This window comes from Aureibaculum luteum, assembly GCF_003449015.1.
Lineage (GTDB): Bacteria > Bacteroidota > Bacteroidia > Flavobacteriales > Flavobacteriaceae > Aureibaculum > Aureibaculum luteum.
Window position 1 is genome coordinate 506928 of sequence record NZ_QRGD01000002.1, and the last position, 16982, is coordinate 523909.

Annotated in this window: 18 protein-coding genes; 9 read left to right on the forward strand and 9 right to left on the reverse strand. The window is 31.7% G+C overall.

Going from position 1 to position 16982, the window contains the following annotated elements; translation table 11 throughout:
• Window positions 1–27: 27 nt before the first annotated feature.
• The 3 genes from ettA to D3P13_RS07425 all read left to right on the forward strand — a co-directional run bounded on the left by ettA (window position 28) and on the right by D3P13_RS07425 (window position 3700).
• Window positions 28–1719, forward strand: coding sequence for an energy-dependent translational throttle protein EttA (ettA, locus tag D3P13_RS07415; protein ID WP_117880697.1), 1692 nt, complete (start codon window positions 28–30; stop codon window positions 1717–1719).
• Between the two features lie 27 nt (window positions 1720–1746).
• Entirely contained in the window at window positions 1747–2841 is a 1095-nt protein-coding gene (locus D3P13_RS07420) for a sulfatase-like hydrolase/transferase (RefSeq protein WP_117880699.1), read from the forward strand.
• A gap of 91 nt (window positions 2842–2932) precedes the next feature.
• Window positions 2933–3700 (forward strand): SGNH/GDSL hydrolase family protein, encoded by a 768-nt coding sequence (locus D3P13_RS07425; RefSeq protein WP_117880701.1) that lies wholly within the window; start codon window positions 2933–2935, stop codon window positions 3698–3700.
• A gap of 12 nt (window positions 3701–3712) precedes the next feature.
• On the opposite strand, the gene D3P13_RS07430 is transcribed toward D3P13_RS07425, so the two are convergent.
• The 4 genes from D3P13_RS07430 to D3P13_RS07445 form a co-directional block, all read right to left on the reverse strand.
• The gene (locus D3P13_RS07430) at window positions 3713–4060 is read right to left on the reverse strand and encodes a VOC family protein (protein ID WP_117880704.1); all 348 of its coding nucleotides are present in this window, start codon (window positions 4058–4060) and stop codon (window positions 3713–3715) included.
• A 44-nt stretch (window positions 4061–4104) separates the two neighbouring features.
• Window positions 4105–4596: a YdcF family protein gene (locus D3P13_RS07435; protein ID WP_117880706.1), complete on the reverse strand. Its 492-nt coding sequence runs from the start codon at window positions 4594–4596 to the stop codon at window positions 4105–4107.
• Window positions 4597–4608: 12 nt separating this feature from the next.
• A complete protein-coding gene (locus D3P13_RS07440) occupies window positions 4609–5367 on the reverse strand; it encodes an MBL fold metallo-hydrolase (protein ID WP_117880708.1) in 759 nt (252 codons plus the stop codon).
• Window positions 5368–5460: 93 nt separating this feature from the next.
• A complete protein-coding gene (locus tag D3P13_RS07445; protein ID WP_117880710.1) occupies window positions 5461–5982 on the reverse strand; it encodes a DUF7935 family protein in 522 nt (173 codons plus the stop codon).
• A 212-nt stretch (window positions 5983–6194) separates the two neighbouring features.
• Between D3P13_RS07445 and D3P13_RS07450 the strand changes: the two genes are divergently transcribed.
• Window positions 6195–7808, forward strand: a complete 1614-nt coding sequence (locus tag D3P13_RS07450) for a hypothetical protein (RefSeq protein ID WP_117880712.1) — start codon at window positions 6195–6197, stop codon at window positions 7806–7808.
• 28 nt (window positions 7809–7836) lie between these two features.
• Complete coding sequence (locus D3P13_RS07455; protein WP_117880714.1) at window positions 7837–8661, forward strand: T9SS type A sorting domain-containing protein; 825 nt, start codon at window positions 7837–7839, stop codon at window positions 8659–8661.
• A 78-nt stretch (window positions 8662–8739) separates the two neighbouring features.
• Here the strand turns inward: D3P13_RS07455 and D3P13_RS07460 are convergent, their stop codons facing one another.
• A complete protein-coding gene (locus D3P13_RS07460) occupies window positions 8740–9498 on the reverse strand; it encodes an energy transducer TonB (RefSeq protein WP_157972856.1) in 759 nt (252 codons plus the stop codon).
• Between the two features lie 10 nt (window positions 9499–9508).
• Complete coding sequence (locus D3P13_RS07465) at window positions 9509–11095, reverse strand: peptide chain release factor 3 (protein ID WP_117880718.1); 1587 nt, start codon at window positions 11093–11095, stop codon at window positions 9509–9511.
• Between the two features lie 190 nt (window positions 11096–11285).
• On the opposite strand from D3P13_RS07465, the gene D3P13_RS07470 reads away from it, so the two are divergent.
• From D3P13_RS07470 to D3P13_RS07485, 4 genes are all read left to right on the forward strand, one after another.
• Window positions 11286–11966 (forward strand): response regulator transcription factor, encoded by a 681-nt coding sequence (locus D3P13_RS07470; protein WP_117880720.1) that lies wholly within the window; start codon window positions 11286–11288, stop codon window positions 11964–11966.
• Window positions 11967–11974: 8 nt separating this feature from the next.
• Window positions 11975–13354 (forward strand): HAMP domain-containing sensor histidine kinase, encoded by a 1380-nt coding sequence (locus tag D3P13_RS07475; protein ID WP_117880722.1) that lies wholly within the window; start codon window positions 11975–11977, stop codon window positions 13352–13354.
• A gap of 85 nt (window positions 13355–13439) precedes the next feature.
• On the forward strand, window positions 13440–13919 hold the full coding sequence (locus tag D3P13_RS07480) for a hypothetical protein (RefSeq protein ID WP_117880724.1): 480 nt from the start codon (window positions 13440–13442) through the stop codon (window positions 13917–13919).
• Between the two features lie 37 nt (window positions 13920–13956).
• Window positions 13957–15639 carry a SulP family inorganic anion transporter gene (locus D3P13_RS07485; RefSeq protein WP_117880726.1) on the forward strand — a complete coding sequence of 561 codons (1683 nt, stop codon included), beginning with the start codon at window positions 13957–13959 and terminating at the stop codon, window positions 15637–15639.
• 120 nt (window positions 15640–15759) lie between these two features.
• On the opposite strand, the gene D3P13_RS07490 is transcribed toward D3P13_RS07485, so the two are convergent.
• Genes D3P13_RS07490 through D3P13_RS07500 form a run of 3 tightly spaced genes read right to left on the reverse strand, consistent with a single transcriptional unit; the run spans window position 15760 to window position 16949 of the window.
• Window positions 15760–15978, reverse strand: a complete 219-nt coding sequence (locus D3P13_RS07490) for a hypothetical protein (protein WP_117880728.1) — start codon at window positions 15976–15978, stop codon at window positions 15760–15762.
• 9 nt (window positions 15979–15987) lie between these two features.
• Window positions 15988–16404: a hypothetical protein gene (locus D3P13_RS07495; protein WP_117880730.1), complete on the reverse strand. Its 417-nt coding sequence runs from the start codon at window positions 16402–16404 to the stop codon at window positions 15988–15990.
• Window positions 16405–16415: 11 nt separating this feature from the next.
• Complete coding sequence (locus D3P13_RS07500) at window positions 16416–16949, reverse strand: RNA polymerase sigma factor (RefSeq protein WP_117880732.1); 534 nt, start codon at window positions 16947–16949, stop codon at window positions 16416–16418.
• Window positions 16950–16982 lie beyond the last annotated feature (33 nt).

Genomic DNA, 16982 nt, shown 5'->3' on the forward strand with positions numbered 1-16982 from the left:
ATAATAAAATAAATAATTAGTAAAATAATGGCTGACGATAAAAAAGTTATTTTTTCAATGAATAAGGTTTCAAAAACCTTTCAAAGCACAAATAAACAGGTATTAAAAGATATCTATCTAAGCTTCTTTTATGGGGCCAAAATTGGAATATTGGGATTAAACGGTTCTGGTAAATCTACCTTGCTGAAAATAATTGCTGGAATTGAAAAAAATTACCAAGGAGATGTTGTTTTTGCTCCAGGTTATAAGGTTGGTTATTTAGAACAAGAACCGAAATTAGATGAAACTAAAACTGTAATTGATATTGTTAAAGAAGGTGTAGCAGAGACAGTTGCAATTCTAGACGAATACAATAAAATTAATGACATGTTTGGGTTGGAAGAAGTATATTCTGATGCAGATAAGATGGAAAAATTAATGGCTCAACAGGCAGAACTTCAAGATAAAATTGATGCTTCCAATGCATGGGAATTAGATACCAAGTTAGAGATTGCAATGGATGCCTTAAGAACTCCTGAAGGTGATACGCCTATTAAGAATTTATCTGGTGGTGAAAGACGACGTGTTGCGTTATGTAGATTATTATTACAAGAACCTGAAGTTTTATTATTAGATGAGCCAACAAACCATTTAGATGCAGAATCTGTTCATTGGTTAGAGCATCATTTAGCACAATATAAAGGAACTGTAATTGCAGTAACGCATGATAGGTATTTTCTAGATAATGTAGCGGGTTGGATTTTGGAATTGGATAGAGGTGAAGGTATTCCTTGGAAAGGGAATTATTCTTCTTGGTTAGATCAAAAGTCAAAACGATTGGCACAAGAAAGTAAAACAGCTTCTAAACGTCAAAAGACATTAGAACGTGAGTTAGACTGGGTACGACAAGGAGCGAAAGGAAGACAAACTAAGCAGAAAGCAAGGTTAAAGAATTATGATAAACTGTTGAGCCAAGACCAAAAACAATTGGATGAAAAGTTAGAAATTTACATTCCTAATGGTCCACGATTGGGGACAAATGTTATAGAAGCCAAAGGGGTGAGCAAAGCATTTGGTGATAAATTATTATATGAAAATTTAAACTTTAACTTACCTCAAGCAGGTATCGTAGGAATTATTGGTCCTAACGGTGCTGGTAAAACCACTATTTTTAAAATGATAATGGGCGAGGAAAAACCAGATAAAGGAGAATTTATTGTTGGAGACACTGCAAAAATTGCCTATGTAGATCAGGCACATTCAAACATTGATCCAGACAAGAGTATTTGGCAAAACTTTTCCGATGAGCAAGATTTAATTTTAATGGGAGGAAAGCAAGTTAATTCTAGAGCTTATTTAAGCCGATTTAACTTTTCTGGTAGTGAGCAAAACAAAAAAGTAAATACCCTTTCAGGAGGTGAGCGTAACAGATTACATTTAGCCATGACGCTAAAAGAAGAGGGTAATGTTTTACTTTTAGATGAGCCAACTAATGATTTGGATGTAAACACATTAAGAGCTTTGGAAGAAGGTCTAGAAAACTTTGCGGGTTGTGCAGTTGTTATTAGTCACGACCGTTGGTTTTTAGATAGAATTTGTACACATATTTTAGCTTTTGAAGGTGACAGTGAAGTGTATTTCTTTGAAGGAGGATTTAGTGAGTATGAAGAAAATAAGAAGCAACGTTTGGGTGGTGATTTAATGCCAAAACGTATTAAATATAAAAAGTTGATTCGTTAATTTTTGTTCTAAAACTTTTTCATTAAAATGAAGACATCAGTAAAATTATTTTTTTTAATTGCTTTTCTGATTATTCCATTGGCATTATGTGCACAAGATAAAGAGCCAAATGTGTTTTTAATTACACTTGATGGAGTGAGATGGCAAGAAGTATTTACGGGAATAGATTCTAAATTAATAGAAAATGAAAGTTATACAGAAAATAAGGAACAATTAACAAGTTTATTTGAAGGGAATACGCCAGAAGAAAAAAGAAAAAAATTAATGCCTTTTTTCTGGAATACAATTGCTAACAAAGGGCAATTGTATGGTAACAGAAATGCAGGTAGTAAAGTAGATGTAATTAACAAAATGGTCTTTTCATATCCTGGCTATAATGAGATTTTAAGTGGTTTTTCTGATGATGAAAATATCGATAGTAATAATAAAGAGTATAATAAAAACACAACAATCTTAGAGAAAGTAAATAATTTACCTGCTTACAAAGGTAAAGTTGCTGCATTTGCCAGTTGGGATGTCTTTCCTTATATAATTAATGATAAGCGAAGTGGAATTCCAGTAAATGCAGGTTATATGGATGCTTCTGAAAATTTAAATGCTCAAGAAGTTTTATTAAATGAAATGCAATGGCTAGCACCAATAATATGGAAAAATGTTCGATTAGATGTGTTTACACATCATTTTGCAAAAGAATATATTAAGAAGAATAATCCGAAATTAGTATATATCGCATATGGTGAAACAGATGATTTTGCACATGACGGTTCGTTTAATTCCTATATAAAATCTTTAAAAAATACGGATGCTTTAATTGAAGATTTATGGGACTATGTTCAGGAAAATGAATTTTATAAAAACAACACCTATTTTATAATTACGACTGATCATGGTAGAGGGGTGGGAGTAGAAAAGAGTAGTAGCTGGACTAGTCATGGAAAAGAGGTCATTGGTGCCACTCAAACTTGGTTAGCGGTGTTAGGTCCAAAAATAGAGGCTAAAGGTGAAATTAAAGAGGATACACAATTCTATAACAATCAAGTAGCGGCTACGGTACTTGAGTTATTGAAAGTTTCTGTTTCAAAAGAAAAAATGGGTGAACCCGTTCCAACTATTTTAAAATAGTTGAGGACATGATAACCGATGTTTTCCAGTTTTATGTGATTCTTTAAAACTGCTCTTCCTATTTTTACGTAAATAGTATAAAAAGCAAACTATGCATATTTTAAAAGCTTTCATTATCCTAATTGCTTTAACAAGTTGTATGTCTAATAATACAGTTCTGCCTGTAACAGAAAATGAAATTATAGATAATGATTCCATAATTGTGGTATCAGACACCACAAACATAGCAACAGACACCGTTTCTGTACCTGTTAACACCATAAAACACTATTTAGCCTTAGGCGATAGTTACACCATTGGGCAGAGTGTTTCTTCAGAAAACAGTTTCCCTGTACAATTGGCCAAATGTATTGAAGACACCTCTAAAACTGAATTAAATGTAGAAATTATTGCCACCACAGGTTGGACTACAAGTAATTTAATAGACGGCATAGATTATGGAACGAAGCGAATTTCTTATGATTTAGTGACGTTACTTATCGGCGTAAACAATCAATATCAAGGGAAGTTATTTAGTGTTTATGAAAAAGAATTTGTCATTTTATTAGAGCAGTCAATCAAACTTGCTAATAACATTAAGAAGAATGTAATTGTTGTTTCAATTCCGGATTATGCGTATACACCTTTTGGACAAAGTGGTAACCCAGGTAAAATTTCTAGTGAAATTGATACGTATAATAAGTTTGCTGAGGATACCGCTAAAAAAAATGGTGTACTCTTTGTAAACATAACAGATATTACCAGACAAGGTTTAAATGATCCTAATTTGGTGGCCAGTGATAATTTACATCCTTCAGGTAAAGCGTACCAGAAATTTTCAGAAAGAATCTGCCCCAAAGCAGTTGCTATAATTAACTAATATAAATAGCTATTATTTATCTGACCAAACGGCCAATTCGTTTCCGGATGGGTCTAAAAACTGAAACCGTTTTCCTCCAGGAAAAGAGAAAATATCTTTGGTAATTCTGCCACCACATACAATTATTTTCGTTTTTATGTCGCTAAGATTTTGATGAAACAAAACGACCAATGCTCCATTCACTATTTCATCTATAGTAAATTCAAAACCACCATCTAGTCCACTTTCAGAAAATGCGGTATAAGTAGTTCCATAATCAATAAATGACCAACCAAAAGCATCTGAGTAAAAGTCCTTAATTTCTTCCAAATTATAAGCTCTGAATTCAATATAATTAATATGATTACTTTTATTTTCCATTTATTAAATCCTAATTGTTATAATTATAATCAACATTACAAATATTAATAGTAAAGTCCGTTTTTTTCAATTGAATGTATTGCTTTCTTTTCATGTTCTATGATAGCATCAAAACTGTCCTTAGGTAAATTACTTTCCACACTTAAATAAGTGATTGTAAACCCTTTTAATATTTCATTAAAAATCAGCTTTACTCTTTCTAAATGATAATCAGAAGTTATAACTGTCAACTTTATATGGTTTAAATTTTTGATGATAGGTCTAATTTTAACAGCATCATCAACAGTGTTTGATGATAATGCACATTCTAGAAAAGCATTTTCTGGAATTCCTTCATTAATTAAATAATTTTTGGCAATAGAAGCATGCGATTGAGCTGAAGTATTAAAGTGTGGCCCCCAACCACCAGTGCAAAGAATTAAAGTATTCTTTTTATAATGATTCAAACAACCGTTTAATCTGCTGATAGAAATTGTACCTAAATCTCCATTTGGAGAATTAGGAGAACCTAAGATAATGAGAATTTCTTGAGACATGGGATGTTGTAATTATTTCTTATACCAATCTCTAAGCCTTACTTCAATCTTACTATTTTTATCATTTACCAACTTCTTAAAAACCTCGGTATCACTCATATCAGGATTACCTCTATAATGATAAGGATAAACAATTTTAGGTTTAAATTCTAGAACAGCACTTGCGGCTTGATTAATATCCATGGTATAGGGTAAATTCATACAAACAAAAGCAATATCGATATCTTTTAAAGCCCGCATTTCTTTTATATCCTCCGTATCTCCACTAATATAAAGGGCTTTACCACCAAGATTTATAAAATAACCATTGCCTCGCCCTTTTGGGTGCTTTGAATTTTCCTCTTCAGGTAAATTATACATAGGAATAGTATTTATAAAAATTTCTCCATGAACAGCCATTTCTCCATTCTTAACTATTTCCAATTGACTCTCATAATCCGTTTTAAGCATTTCAGCTACAGCAGGTGGCACAATGAATTTTGCTTTTTGGGTATCAATTCCCGCTAATGTTTTTAAATCAGTATGATCACCATGAATGTCAGTAATTAAAATAAGGTCAGGTGCAGTAATTCCTTTGTATAATTCAGATCCACCATACGGATCTACATAAATAGTAGTATTATTCCATTGAAGTACTAAAGCCCCATGTGTTATAGGCTGAATGATAATAGCACCATCATTAGTTTTTATAGTGTCTGCAGGAACTCGCTGTGCAAAATTGAAACCAATGCTTAGCATACAAAAAACGAAGGATAAGATAATTTTATTCATAATTTTATAGGAGTATTAAAGTATTGGTATTAATTGAATTCTATTTTAAAAGAAATTAATTATTTCTTTAATGCCTTCATAAAAAATTTGTTACTACATTATTTTTTTTACCTCATGTTTTACAACTTCAATTGCTGTTTGGGTAGGTGATTCTTCATTTAAAAGTTTTTGTAATACAGCTTCTCTCATTTTGTTAGCCGTACTTACTTCACCCTCTAACATAGTTTCTTTTAATAAATTTAGGGTGTTGTTTTTTGCAGTTACAATAGTTTTCCAACAATTGCTACTTATATAAATTTGTTGAGCTAGGTTATGTTCATACTCTTGTTCTATGTTGGCTAGTAATTTTTTGAAATAAGCAGGTTTATCTTCACTAGAAGGTACTACTCTCACTAATAAATTGTTAGGAGAAATTCGTTCTAAAAAAAGAACCATTCGCTCATAAGCTTGTAATCTAAGGGGTAATGCTGTTTTTTGATTTTCTTTTAACAGTGTAAACGTACGTCTGTTAGATTCGTTTTTACTTACTTGTTTAAAGAAAAAAAGGGCTACCAAGCCTGTAACAATAGCAGGTAATGTGTAGCTTAACAGTTCAATAATTTTAGTTGTATCCATGGGGTGGGTTAAAAATTGAATTTCAAATTTATATATTTTTTCATGTAATTTGGGTAAAAATAAAGAATTATAAATAGAGAAAAGTTGAATCAAATAAAAAAAATAAAAAAAACTTTGAGATAGGGGTAGGAATTTTTAATAGTTAGTTGTTTAATATATAAATAGGAATATCAACGGCGATTTTTTCGCTATTCTAATTAAAGCTAAACACCATGAAAAAAAATTATTTATCAGAACTATTTGTGCTGGTTTTATTGCTATCACAATTAACAGCCTTCGCTAATGAAGGTTTAATAGTCACTTCAAAAGAAGTACCTATCAAATCGAATACCTTTACCAGTACTACAGACCCAGGATGGTCGTATACCTGTGATGATGGTATCGAAGTTGAATTACTAAGTTTAGGATTAAAAAATAACGTGCCTGTTTCTTTAAGTATTGGGGATACTAAAGATATTGAGCGTGTTGTTGTTGAAATCGTATACAAAGGGAATAACCCTGGAAGTACTATTGAAATTGAAGATGCTGACGGTAATAAGTACTCAGCTTCTAGAGTTGTACCAACGGGAGGAAGTACCAATGTTTGGTATTATAGAACTGAATTACCAGCTACTTCAGCGGTAAATTATAACAATACGACACAAGCGAGCCATGCACAATCAATATTGGCTTATGTATTTAGAAAGAAAAATAATGGAACTTCTAGTTCAGGAGTTTTTACTGCGTTAAGTGGATATAATAATATAGAAACAACTACAATTCCTATTCAAACGGATTCAGGTCCTAGAACGGTAACTGTAGAATTACCTATTTCAGAATTAACACCAGACGGTAGATATATTCATATAGAAGTTTCTGCAGCTGACGGCAGTTTTGCTGAATTAACAGAAACAATTAACAGTTTTCCTTCAGGACAATGTTGTATTAAAGTTTTTGAACTTAAAATGACGAATGTTGCTGGTAATGTAGATGAAATTGATATAAAAATTGATACACGAACTAAAAAGAATGGTCAAACCGTGAATGGGCAATCATGGGTTATGGGTGGTGCCATTAAAACCAATGTAAGATGTAGTTGTGTTGAGAATGATACAGAATTGCCAACAGCAAATAATTTTCAAGATTATATTTTATTAGAAGACCTATCTCAAATGCCAGTGGTTACTTTTTCTGACAACTGTTCAGCAGTAACTATAGAATATCAAGAATATAAAAGCAGAGAATCTTGTGATATTGATTTTAATACAACCAATACAGATTCAAATGTAACTTTTAATGGAATGGCAGGCGATACAGAGCATTCTTGGAGTAATGGACATTATGTTCAAGTACTTGATGGTTCGGCTAAAATTTTAGGAAGAATACGAAATAATACAGATACTAATTCTGGTTGGGATGTTAATTTATACTTCGAGAAAGTTATGGGATATGCACTGTGGATCAATGCAGGTGGACAAGCACCAACCGCAGCTGATAAAGACAGACATAAATATGGAAACGTAGATTTTACGAAAACAAATGACTTTACCGGTTTTGGAGCAAATGCAACTGATAACCTAGCATTAGTAAATAGTAATCCACATTATTTAGATATTGGACCAAGAGATCAATTTGGCTACCCAAGTGTTGCATTCTATTTAGCATATTCAGGTAATGTAAATGGACAAGCCATACCAAGTGGACAACATATAGAAATGGATGGAGCCTTTACAAAATGTGTAAGAGCCAGAGATGGAGCCGATTTATGGGTAAGAGAATGGACGGTTACGGATGCAGCGGGTAATACTGCAGTTTTTGTTCAACGAGTAGAAGTAGAAGTTTATTAAGCTAGTATTAAATAAAAAATTTAGAAAGATGAAAAAATTAAGTTTTATATATATTTTAGTTTGTGTTGGCTTTATAGCAAATGCTCAGTTGCAACACGAGGGTTTTAATTCAACAAGTATGCCTGACGGATGGTCGGCTACTAATTCAGCCAGTGGTCATAATTGGACCTTTGGTGATACAAACGCTTTAAAAGGGAGTGGTATGGAAAACCCAGCTTCTTTTCAATCAGGTGGCGTGGTTTTTAATGATTATAATGCGGGTAGCTTTAACCATAATGTGGTAGGCTTAACAAGTCCTTCAATTAATTTAATAGAAAAAGGTGTTGTTGAAGCTTCTATAGAAATTACCTATAATCTAAGATCTTTTGCTAGTGACGGAACATTTAAAGTAAATGTTTGGGATGGTGAAATTTGGCAAAATGTATTAAACACAGCTGCTGATTCAGGTGAAAAAAATAGTGGAGAACATACTTCTAGTGTTTTGGATGTAACTCCATATATAAATAGTGATTTTAAAGTTGAATTTGTATTTGATGATGGAAATTCTTTAACATGGGGTGTAGGTATTGATGATTACAAATTAATGGGTGTACAAGGATCAAGTATTAAAGGACTTGAAAGTATTGGTTTTAGATACTATCCTAACCCTGTTGTAGACGGTGAATTAACCTTAGAATCTAGTGAAGAAATCTCATCGATTAATGTATATAATAGTATCGGACAAGTAATAATGACAAAAGAAGCTGTTAATTTAGAATCTAAACTTAACATGCAACATTTGGCATCTGGTGCTTATGTAGTAAAGGTTAATATTGGCGAAAACACTGGTGTTTTTAAGGTGATTAAGCCATAATTAATAATAGTTGGTTAATTGAAAAAGGCTCCAATATGGAGCCTTTTTTTTTGTTTTAGTATGGTGAAGAAAATTGTTTTATTGAACCTTAAAACTAATAGGTAGTATATATTTCACATCTATATTTTCACCGTCTCTAGAACCAGGTTTCCAATTTTTCATTAAACGAACAACACGTATTGCTTCCTCTTTAAAAAGTTTACTTTTACTTTTATTTACGCTTATATTTTTTAGTCCCCCTTCTTTAGAGATTGTAAACCGAACATACACTTTGTCCGAAATACCTTGCTGTTGCAATATTTCAGGATATCTTATTTGTTTTCTTATATGACTATAAATAGCATTAACACCGCCTTCATATTCAGGTTGAATAAAATAATTAAAATGCTCAATTTCATTACCCTTTTCGTCAAAACAATGGCCTTCAACAAAAGTGTTATTTTTAAAAATGTCTTTCCGCTTTACCGTTTTGTCATTATAATAGGTAATCAGTTCACCATCTAATTTATCGTCTTTGTAATTTTCTATGATTTGAAGATATCCGGAAGCATTAAAAATTTTACTAGTACCATGTCTTGTCCAAAGTTCAATACTAGAATTCTTTTTATTCATATTTGAATAATTAGTTTCGCTAATCAGTTTACCAGATTTATCAAACTTTTTTGACTTTCCACTTCCAGTGAGAGTATCTGAAAAAATATAATGTGAAATAGTGACTGCATTTTCACTATCCGTTTTAGCACCAAAGGCATCAAAGTAGTATTTTTCAATTTTTTGTTGAGCAAAAATATTGCTCATTATAAAAAATGAAACACTCAATAGTAATATTTTTTTCATAAATATTACTTTAGTACTCACTTGTAAAATGTAATTTAACACTTGGGTATTTACTTTGTGTCATTTGCATTGTAAAGGCAGAATCTGCTAAAAACACCAATTGCCCTTGTTTGTCTTTTGCTAAATAACGTTGTTTTACACGTTTAAAATCTGCAAATTCATCATTTTTATGGTCTGTAGGTTCTACCCAGCATGCTTTATGAACATTTAAGTTTTCATAAGTACATTTTGCACCATATTCATGTTCCAATCGGTATTGAATTACTTCATATTGTAATGCACCAACGGTTCCAATTACTTTTCTACCGTTCATCTCTAGTGTAAACAATTGAGCAACACCTTCATCCATCAATTGGTCTAAACCTTTCGTTAACTGTTTAGATTTCATAGGGTCCGCATTATTTACATAACGGAAATGCTCTGGAGAAAAACTCGGCACACCTTTAAAGTGCAATACTTCGCCCTCTGTTAAGGTATCTCCAATTTTAAAATGTCCAGTATCATGCAATCCTACGATATCTCCAGGAAAGGACTCATCTACAATTTCTTTTTTCTCTGCAAAAAAAGCATTGGGACTAGAAAATTTTAATTTTTTATTATGACGAACATGCAAGTATGGAGCATTTCGCTTAAAAGTACCTGATACAATTTTTACAAATGCTAAACGATCTCGGTGTTTAGGATCCATATTGGCGTGAATTTTAAATACAAACCCCGTTAATTCCTTTTCTTTAGAATCAACCAAACGTTCCTCCGCTTTTTTCGGTTGTGGGGAAGGAGCAATATCAATAAAACAATCTAACAATTCTTTTACACCAAAATTATTTAAGGCAGAACCAAAAAAAACAGGTTGCTGATGTCCCGCTCTATATGCTTCCAAATCAAAATCAGGATATACTTCTATGGCTAATTCTAACTCTTCACGCAATACATTGGCTGCTTTTTGGCCAATCATGATATCTAATTCAGGGTTGTTAATGTCATCAAATTCAACACCTTCAGAAACAACTTGCTTTTTGTCTCCTGAAAATAAGTTTAATGTCTTATCCCAAATATTGTAAATACCTTTAAAATCATACCCCATACCAATAGGGAAACTTAAAGGAGTTACGGTTAAGCCTAATTTCTGTTCAACTTCATCTAATAAATCAAAGGCATCTTTACCTTCACGGTCTAATTTATTTATAAAAACAATGATGGGTATGTTTCGCATACGGCAAACTTCCACCAATTTTTCCGTTTGCTCTTCAACCCCTTTGGCAACATCAATTACCACAATAACACTATCTACAGCGGTTAACGTTCTAAAGGTATCTTCAGCAAAATCTTTATGCCCAGGGGTATCTAAAATATTAATCTTTTTGTCTTTATAAATAAAAGCCAATACTGATGTAGCTACAGAAATACCACGCTGACGCTCAATTTCCATAAAGTCAGATGTAGCTCCTTTTTTTATTTTATTATTTTTTACAGCACCGGCTTCTTGAATGGCACCACCAAAAAGTAATAATTTTTCTGTTAATGTTGTTTTACCCGCATCTGGATGCGATATAATTCCGAAAGTTCTTCGGCGTTCAATTTCTTTTAAAAAGGACATGTTTATTTTTTATGGATGGCAAAGATAGTGTTAAGTTTCAAGATTAAAAATTAAAAAGCTAAGCATAACTATAAGGATAATACAAAACCAATTAATTTAACATTTTACATTCTAATGGAATTCTAACCTTACAATGTATCCTCTTTCATACAATATTTTATCTTTGTTGATTATCTAAATTTTATATAAAATCGTAAAACAAATATTAGTAATAGAAGACGAGCCCAATGTTGCGGCGTTTATAAGTCAAGGACTTCAAGAATCGGGATATAAAGTATTTTTAGCCTACAATGGTTCTAATGGATTAGATTTGTTGCAACAAATGCAAATAGATTTAGTGGTACTTGATGTTATTTTACCAAAGATGGATGGACGAGAGGTTGCAAAAAGAATTAGAGAAATGGGGTATACCTATCTACCTATAATAATGTTAACGGCCTTAGGTACAACTGAAAATATAGTAAAAGGGTTAGATTCTGGTGCAGATGACTACCTTATAAAACCGTTTAAGTTCAAAGAGCTATTAGCTAGAATTCGTGCTCGTACTAGAAATAAAGGTGTACCTGTTGTTAACAACCCCAAATTAACCTTAAAAGATTTAGAATTAGATACAGAGGCTAAATTGGTAACACGAGCAGGCGAGGAGATTAGTTTGACTTCAACAGAATTTCGACTTCTGCAATACTTATTATTAAATAAAAATAAGGTATTGAATCGTGTAGATATACTCGAAAAAGTATGGGATATTAATTTTAATATGGGTACCAATGTGGTAGATGTATATGTCAATTATTTACGAAATAAAATTGATAAAAATTTTGAAGTAAAACTTATACATACAGTAATTGGAATGGGGTATATACTTAAATAATAATATAAATGCAGATAAGAACAAAAATAACATCCGTTTTTATAGTATTGACAAGCTTGTTTTTAACGGCCGTTTTTATCATTATTTATTTAGTATCTAAAGATTATACAGAGCGTGAATTTTACCTACGTTTAAGTCAACGAGCAACCATTGCTGCAGAAGGTTATTTGGAAGAGGATGAATTAAACAGTGATATTTATGAAGATATACGGGTTAAACATTTACAAACATTACCCAACGAAAAAGAGGTTATATATCCTGTAGATGCTAAGCTTAAAAAGCCACTTAAAGCCTTAGATAATAGTCTTCCAGACAGTTTTTATGATAAAATATTTAGAAATGGGTATGCAGAACTAAAACAAAACGAGTATTACTATACAGGTTTATTATATCACGATAATCAAGGAGATTTTATCGTTGTATTATCAGCAACTGACCTTTATGGTTTTGGTAAACTTGATAATTTAAGAGACACACTAATTTTTGCATTTCTAATCAGTATTGCTTTTATTTCCATATTTGGTACCTATTACGCAAAACAAGCATTAAGTCCTATTTCAAAAATTATAAAGGAAGTAAACACCATACGAGCCGAAAATTTATCATTACGTTTAAATACGGCTGATGGAAAAGACGAATTGGCAGAGCTTTCAACTACTTTTAATAAGATGTTGGATAGGTTGCAAATATCTTTCGATTTACAAAGTAATTTTATCAATAATGCTTCTCATGAACTTCGTAATCCGCTTACAGCGATATTAGGACAAATAGAAATAGCACTTTATAAGCCAAGAAGTGCAGATTATTACCTTAATATTTTGAATAAAATAGATAGAGAAGCATCGCGTCTCGATTTCTTGGTTAACGGATTACTTAAATTGGCGAAAACTGATTTTGATTCTAAGGGTTTTGTAATAGACGCCATACGAATTGATGAATTGGTATTAGATATAAAAAAGAATCTTGACGTTTCAATTCCTGATAACAAAATAAAAATAGATTTTGAAGGGTTACCAGAAAATGAAGATGCTATAACCGTTTTAGGAAGTGACTCTTTATTAAGAGTAGCTCTAAGTAATATTTTAGAAAATGCGTGTAAGTTTTCTGATTATAAAAAAGTAACCTTAAAATTAATATCAGAGACGGGCAACATTATTGTTCTTATAAATGATGAAGGTGTTGGTATTCCAGATGATGAATTAAAAAATATTTTTGAACCTTTTTTCAGAGCCTCTAATGTAAGAGAAATAGATGGTTTTGGTTTTGGCCTTCCTTTAGCATACCGTATTATAAAAATGCATTCAGGTGAAATCAGGGTAGTTTCACAAATAAATAGGGGTACAATGGTTAAAATTACACTTCAAAGTAAATCTACCTATACATATTAAGGGGTTTTAAATTCTAATCTCATTCTAATTTGGTTCTTATACGGTTCTAACTTTAGGCAATTAGTTTTGTCCAAAAGTTAAAAACATGAAAAAAATATTAATTCCAACTGATTTTACAACAGGGTCATTACAGCTTGTAGAATATGTTATTTTAAATTATCCAGATAGTTGCATAGATATTATTTTGCTCGCAGGTTACAAATTACCAGATAACCGCATCACGTTAATGCACTTTAATGGACGTGAGCAAATTAACAAACAACTTAACGATGACTTTATTTCAGCTAAGAAAAGTCTTGTTCATCAACATAAAAAGAATATCAATAGTATAAGTATTCAATTATTTACGGGTGTAAATTCATACGCATTTAAAAATTTCTTAATCAAGTTAAATGCAAATGATGCTATTGTACCAAAAGAAAAATCTCTTTGTTACCATGGTAAAAGATGGTTTGATCCTACAAAATACCTTAGAAAGAATGTAACTAACATTGTTGAAGTTCCTTATAAAGTTTCAACAGAACTACCACAACAAAAATTTTCATTAATAAACATTTTTAACTAGTAGCATTTATAAAATAGATTCAATAAAAAAAATAAATATGAAAAATTTTTCGACAAAATATTTAAAATCAGATATAAAATCAGGATTAGTAGTTTTTTTAGTGGCCTTACCCTTGTGTTTGGGGATTGCATTGGCAAGTGGAGCCCCATTATTTGCGGGTATTATATCAGGTGTAGTGGCTGGTATTGTAGTGGGTATGCTTAGTGATTCGCAACTGAGTGTTTCTGGTCCAGCAGCTGGGTTAACGGCTATAGTACTTGCAGCTATTGCAAGTTTAGGTTCCTTTGAAGCCTTTTTACTTGCAGGTTTTTTAGCAGGTGCAATGCAAATCATTTTTGGCTTTTTAAAAGCAGGGGTATTGTCTAATTATTTACCATCTAACGTAATTGAAGGTATGTTAGCCGCTATCGGTATTATTATCATATTATCTCAATTACCACATGCTGTTGGTTTCGATGAAATGCATGAAGGTGACTATTTTTATATCAATGCAACAGGTGAGCATCAAATCTTTCAAACCCTAAGCAATATGGTTAATTATATACATCCAGGAGCTTTAATTGTCGTATTAGCCTCTTTAGCCATTTTAATAGCTTTTATGAAAGTACCCTTTTTAATGAAAATGAAATCTTTACCTGGTGCTTTGATAGCGGTTTTAGCAGGTATCGCAATCAACGAAGTTTTTAAATTAACAGGTTCTTCATTGGCAATTGGACAAGACCATTTGGTAAGTCTGCCAATACCGGAATCTATGAATCAATTTTGGAGTCAATTTAGTCTTCCTGATTTTTCACAAATAGGGAATTCTGAAATTTGGGTGGTGGCCATTACCATTGCTACTGTAGCAAGTATTGAAACTTTATTATGTATTGAAGCAGCTGATAAAATGGATCCGTTAAAAAGATATACAAGAACAAATAGAGAATTAAAAGCACAAGGCATTGGAAATATGATAAGTTCTCTGATTGGAGGAATACCTATTACTTCTGTAATTGTGAGAACCTCTGCCAATGTAGCCTCTGGTGGTAGAACTAAAATTGCTGCCATTTCACATGGTGTCTTTTTAATGATAGCAGTGATTACTATTCCATTCTTTCTAAACAAAATTCCGTTGGCATCATTAGCTGCTGTTCTATTAGTAGTAGGGTATAAGTTGGCGAGTCCTAGAATATTTGTACACATGTGGAAAAATAGTAGAAAATTTCAATTTATACCGTTTGTAATCACAGTAGTTGCCATAGTGATGACCGATTTATTAGTAGGTGTTGGTATTGGTTTAGCCGTTAGTATTTACTTTATTTTACGTGGTAATGTAAAATTAGCTTACTTCTTTAAGAAAGATAAGCATACCGCAGGTGAAACTATTAATATGGAATTAGCACAAGAAGTATCATTTTTAAATAAAGCGGCAATCAAACAAACTTTTGCACACTTACCAGAAAATAGTGAAGTAGTAATTGATGCTTCTAATACAATCTATATTGACTATGATGTATTGCAATTGATAAAAGAATTTGCAAATGATGGTTCTAGAGATAAAAATATTTCTATACAACTTGTAGGGTTTCGAAAAGAATATAAGATAGATAACTCAACAACGCATGTTACATCGGTTGTATCAGATAATGAGGGGCCTGTTTCTCCAGATAAAGTTGTAAATGGAACCAAAGTTCCGTCTAATATTTTAAAAGTTACAGAACTGGCTCTTTCAACAATATAGTGGTTAGTAATTATTGTTAATTTAAGTACTTTTGTTATTTTGAAAATGCACTTTCAATTTACTCAAAAGTACTTTTTTTGATTTTATAAACAATTATAATTTAACTACTGTTTAGCTGTTTTAATCTGGTAATGTTTTTATATAAAAACCATTTAACTGAACCAAATCGATAATTTCATTTTCTGATAGATTATCAGTAGCTTCAATTCTTAGTACATTGTCAATATCCTCTAAATCAACTGACCATTGTAAAATATCAGAATGCTTTTTAAATATTGGTCTTAAAGATTTTACCTTTTTTCTAGATTTTATATCGGTTTTAAATATGAGTAGTTCCATTATAGTATTTTAATGTGATTCTGATTGAGTACTATTATCCTCATTTTGAGAATTTTGTTTGTCAACAAATTGCTTAAAAAAAGCATCACCTTCTTCTTTCCAAAACTTATCATAATGTTTCCATTTTGAAAAATCGGTTTTCGAATCATCTTTACATTCATTTTTTGAATTCTTAGATGATTTACTACTGCCTCCGGTTCCACATCCACCAATAAGAATTTTAAGTAAAATAAATAACCCAACAGCTTGCCAATAGTTGAGTAGTGGCAGACCAAAAATCAGTGGCATTAACCAATTCCATAACCACATGATTACAAAACCAAATAATATAGCCAGCCCTGTAATGGCAGTAGCACCAAAAATGATTATTCCAACAATCTCTAAGGGTGATCTTTTTCTAAATTTATGAGTGAAAAAAATTTTCATGATTTCTATATTTAATAATTGTTAATTTCTAATTCTATTTTTTTATATAATATTCCTATGGCTCTATGCCTTCTAGACATTAATGTTCCTTCTGGTATGCCCGTTTCATTTGAAATCTCTTTATAAGTATAACCTTCAAAATCTACGGCAACAATAATATCTTTGTATGCAGGTTTTAATTGTTGAATGCATTCTTTTAATATCAATATCATTTTTTCAGAAGTGTAATCGTCAGAAGTGTTGTTAAATACTTCCGCTAATTCTAATAAATTATTATCAATAGCAACAGAACGCGTGGGCTTAGAAGTACGCAATACGTCAATTATCTTATTTCTAATTGACCTATAAACAAAACCTGCTACATTGTTTATAGGAGCATATCTATCTGCCCCAGAAAATAACTTTAAAGCTACATCTTGAATAATATCTTCGGCATCTCTATTGGCGGTGTCACTGATTTTTGTGTTCACATACCTCTTGAGTGATTGATATTCTCTTCCGAAAAAATCTTTAAGTTTTTTGTTGTTTTCTGATTCCAAATTCATTTAAAAAACCATTTTGAAGGTTCTTTGATAGTA

Coding starts and splice junctions, on each gene's coding strand:
- D3P13_RS07450 (WP_117880712.1), top strand. CDS start 6,195: ATGAAAAAAAATTATTTATCAGAACTATTTGTGCTGGTTTTATTGCTA.
- D3P13_RS07445 (WP_117880710.1), bottom strand. CDS start 5,982: ATGGATACAACTAAAATTATTGAACTGTTAAGCTACACATTACCTGCT.
- D3P13_RS07435 (WP_117880706.1), bottom strand. CDS start 4,596: ATGTCTCAAGAAATTCTCATTATCTTAGGTTCTCCTAATTCTCCAAAT.
- D3P13_RS07420 (WP_117880699.1), top strand. CDS start 1,747: ATGAAGACATCAGTAAAATTATTTTTTTTAATTGCTTTTCTGATTATT.
- D3P13_RS07500 (WP_117880732.1), bottom strand. CDS start 16,949: ATGAATTTGGAATCAGAAAACAACAAAAAACTTAAAGATTTTTTCGGA.
- D3P13_RS07495 (WP_117880730.1), bottom strand. CDS start 16,404: ATGAAAATTTTTTTCACTCATAAATTTAGAAAAAGATCACCCTTAGAG.
- D3P13_RS07460 (WP_157972856.1), bottom strand. CDS start 9,498: ATGAAAAAAATATTACTATTGAGTGTTTCATTTTTTATAATGAGCAAT.
- D3P13_RS07455 (WP_117880714.1), top strand. CDS start 7,837: ATGAAAAAATTAAGTTTTATATATATTTTAGTTTGTGTTGGCTTTATA.
- D3P13_RS07440 (WP_117880708.1), bottom strand. CDS start 5,367: ATGAATAAAATTATCTTATCCTTCGTTTTTTGTATGCTAAGCATTGGT.
- D3P13_RS07425 (WP_117880701.1), top strand. CDS start 2,933: ATGCATATTTTAAAAGCTTTCATTATCCTAATTGCTTTAACAAGTTGT.
- D3P13_RS07475 (WP_117880722.1), top strand. CDS start 11,975: ATGCAGATAAGAACAAAAATAACATCCGTTTTTATAGTATTGACAAGC.
- D3P13_RS07485 (WP_117880726.1), top strand. CDS start 13,957: ATGAAAAATTTTTCGACAAAATATTTAAAATCAGATATAAAATCAGGA.
- D3P13_RS07480 (WP_117880724.1), top strand. CDS start 13,440: ATGAAAAAAATATTAATTCCAACTGATTTTACAACAGGGTCATTACAG.
- D3P13_RS07430 (WP_117880704.1), bottom strand. CDS start 4,060: ATGGAAAATAAAAGTAATCATATTAATTATATTGAATTCAGAGCTTAT.
- D3P13_RS07490 (WP_117880728.1), bottom strand. CDS start 15,978: ATGGAACTACTCATATTTAAAACCGATATAAAATCTAGAAAAAAGGTA.
- ettA (WP_117880697.1), top strand. CDS start 28: ATGGCTGACGATAAAAAAGTTATTTTTTCAATGAATAAGGTTTCAAAA.
- D3P13_RS07465 (WP_117880718.1), bottom strand. CDS start 11,095: ATGTCCTTTTTAAAAGAAATTGAACGCCGAAGAACTTTCGGAATTATA.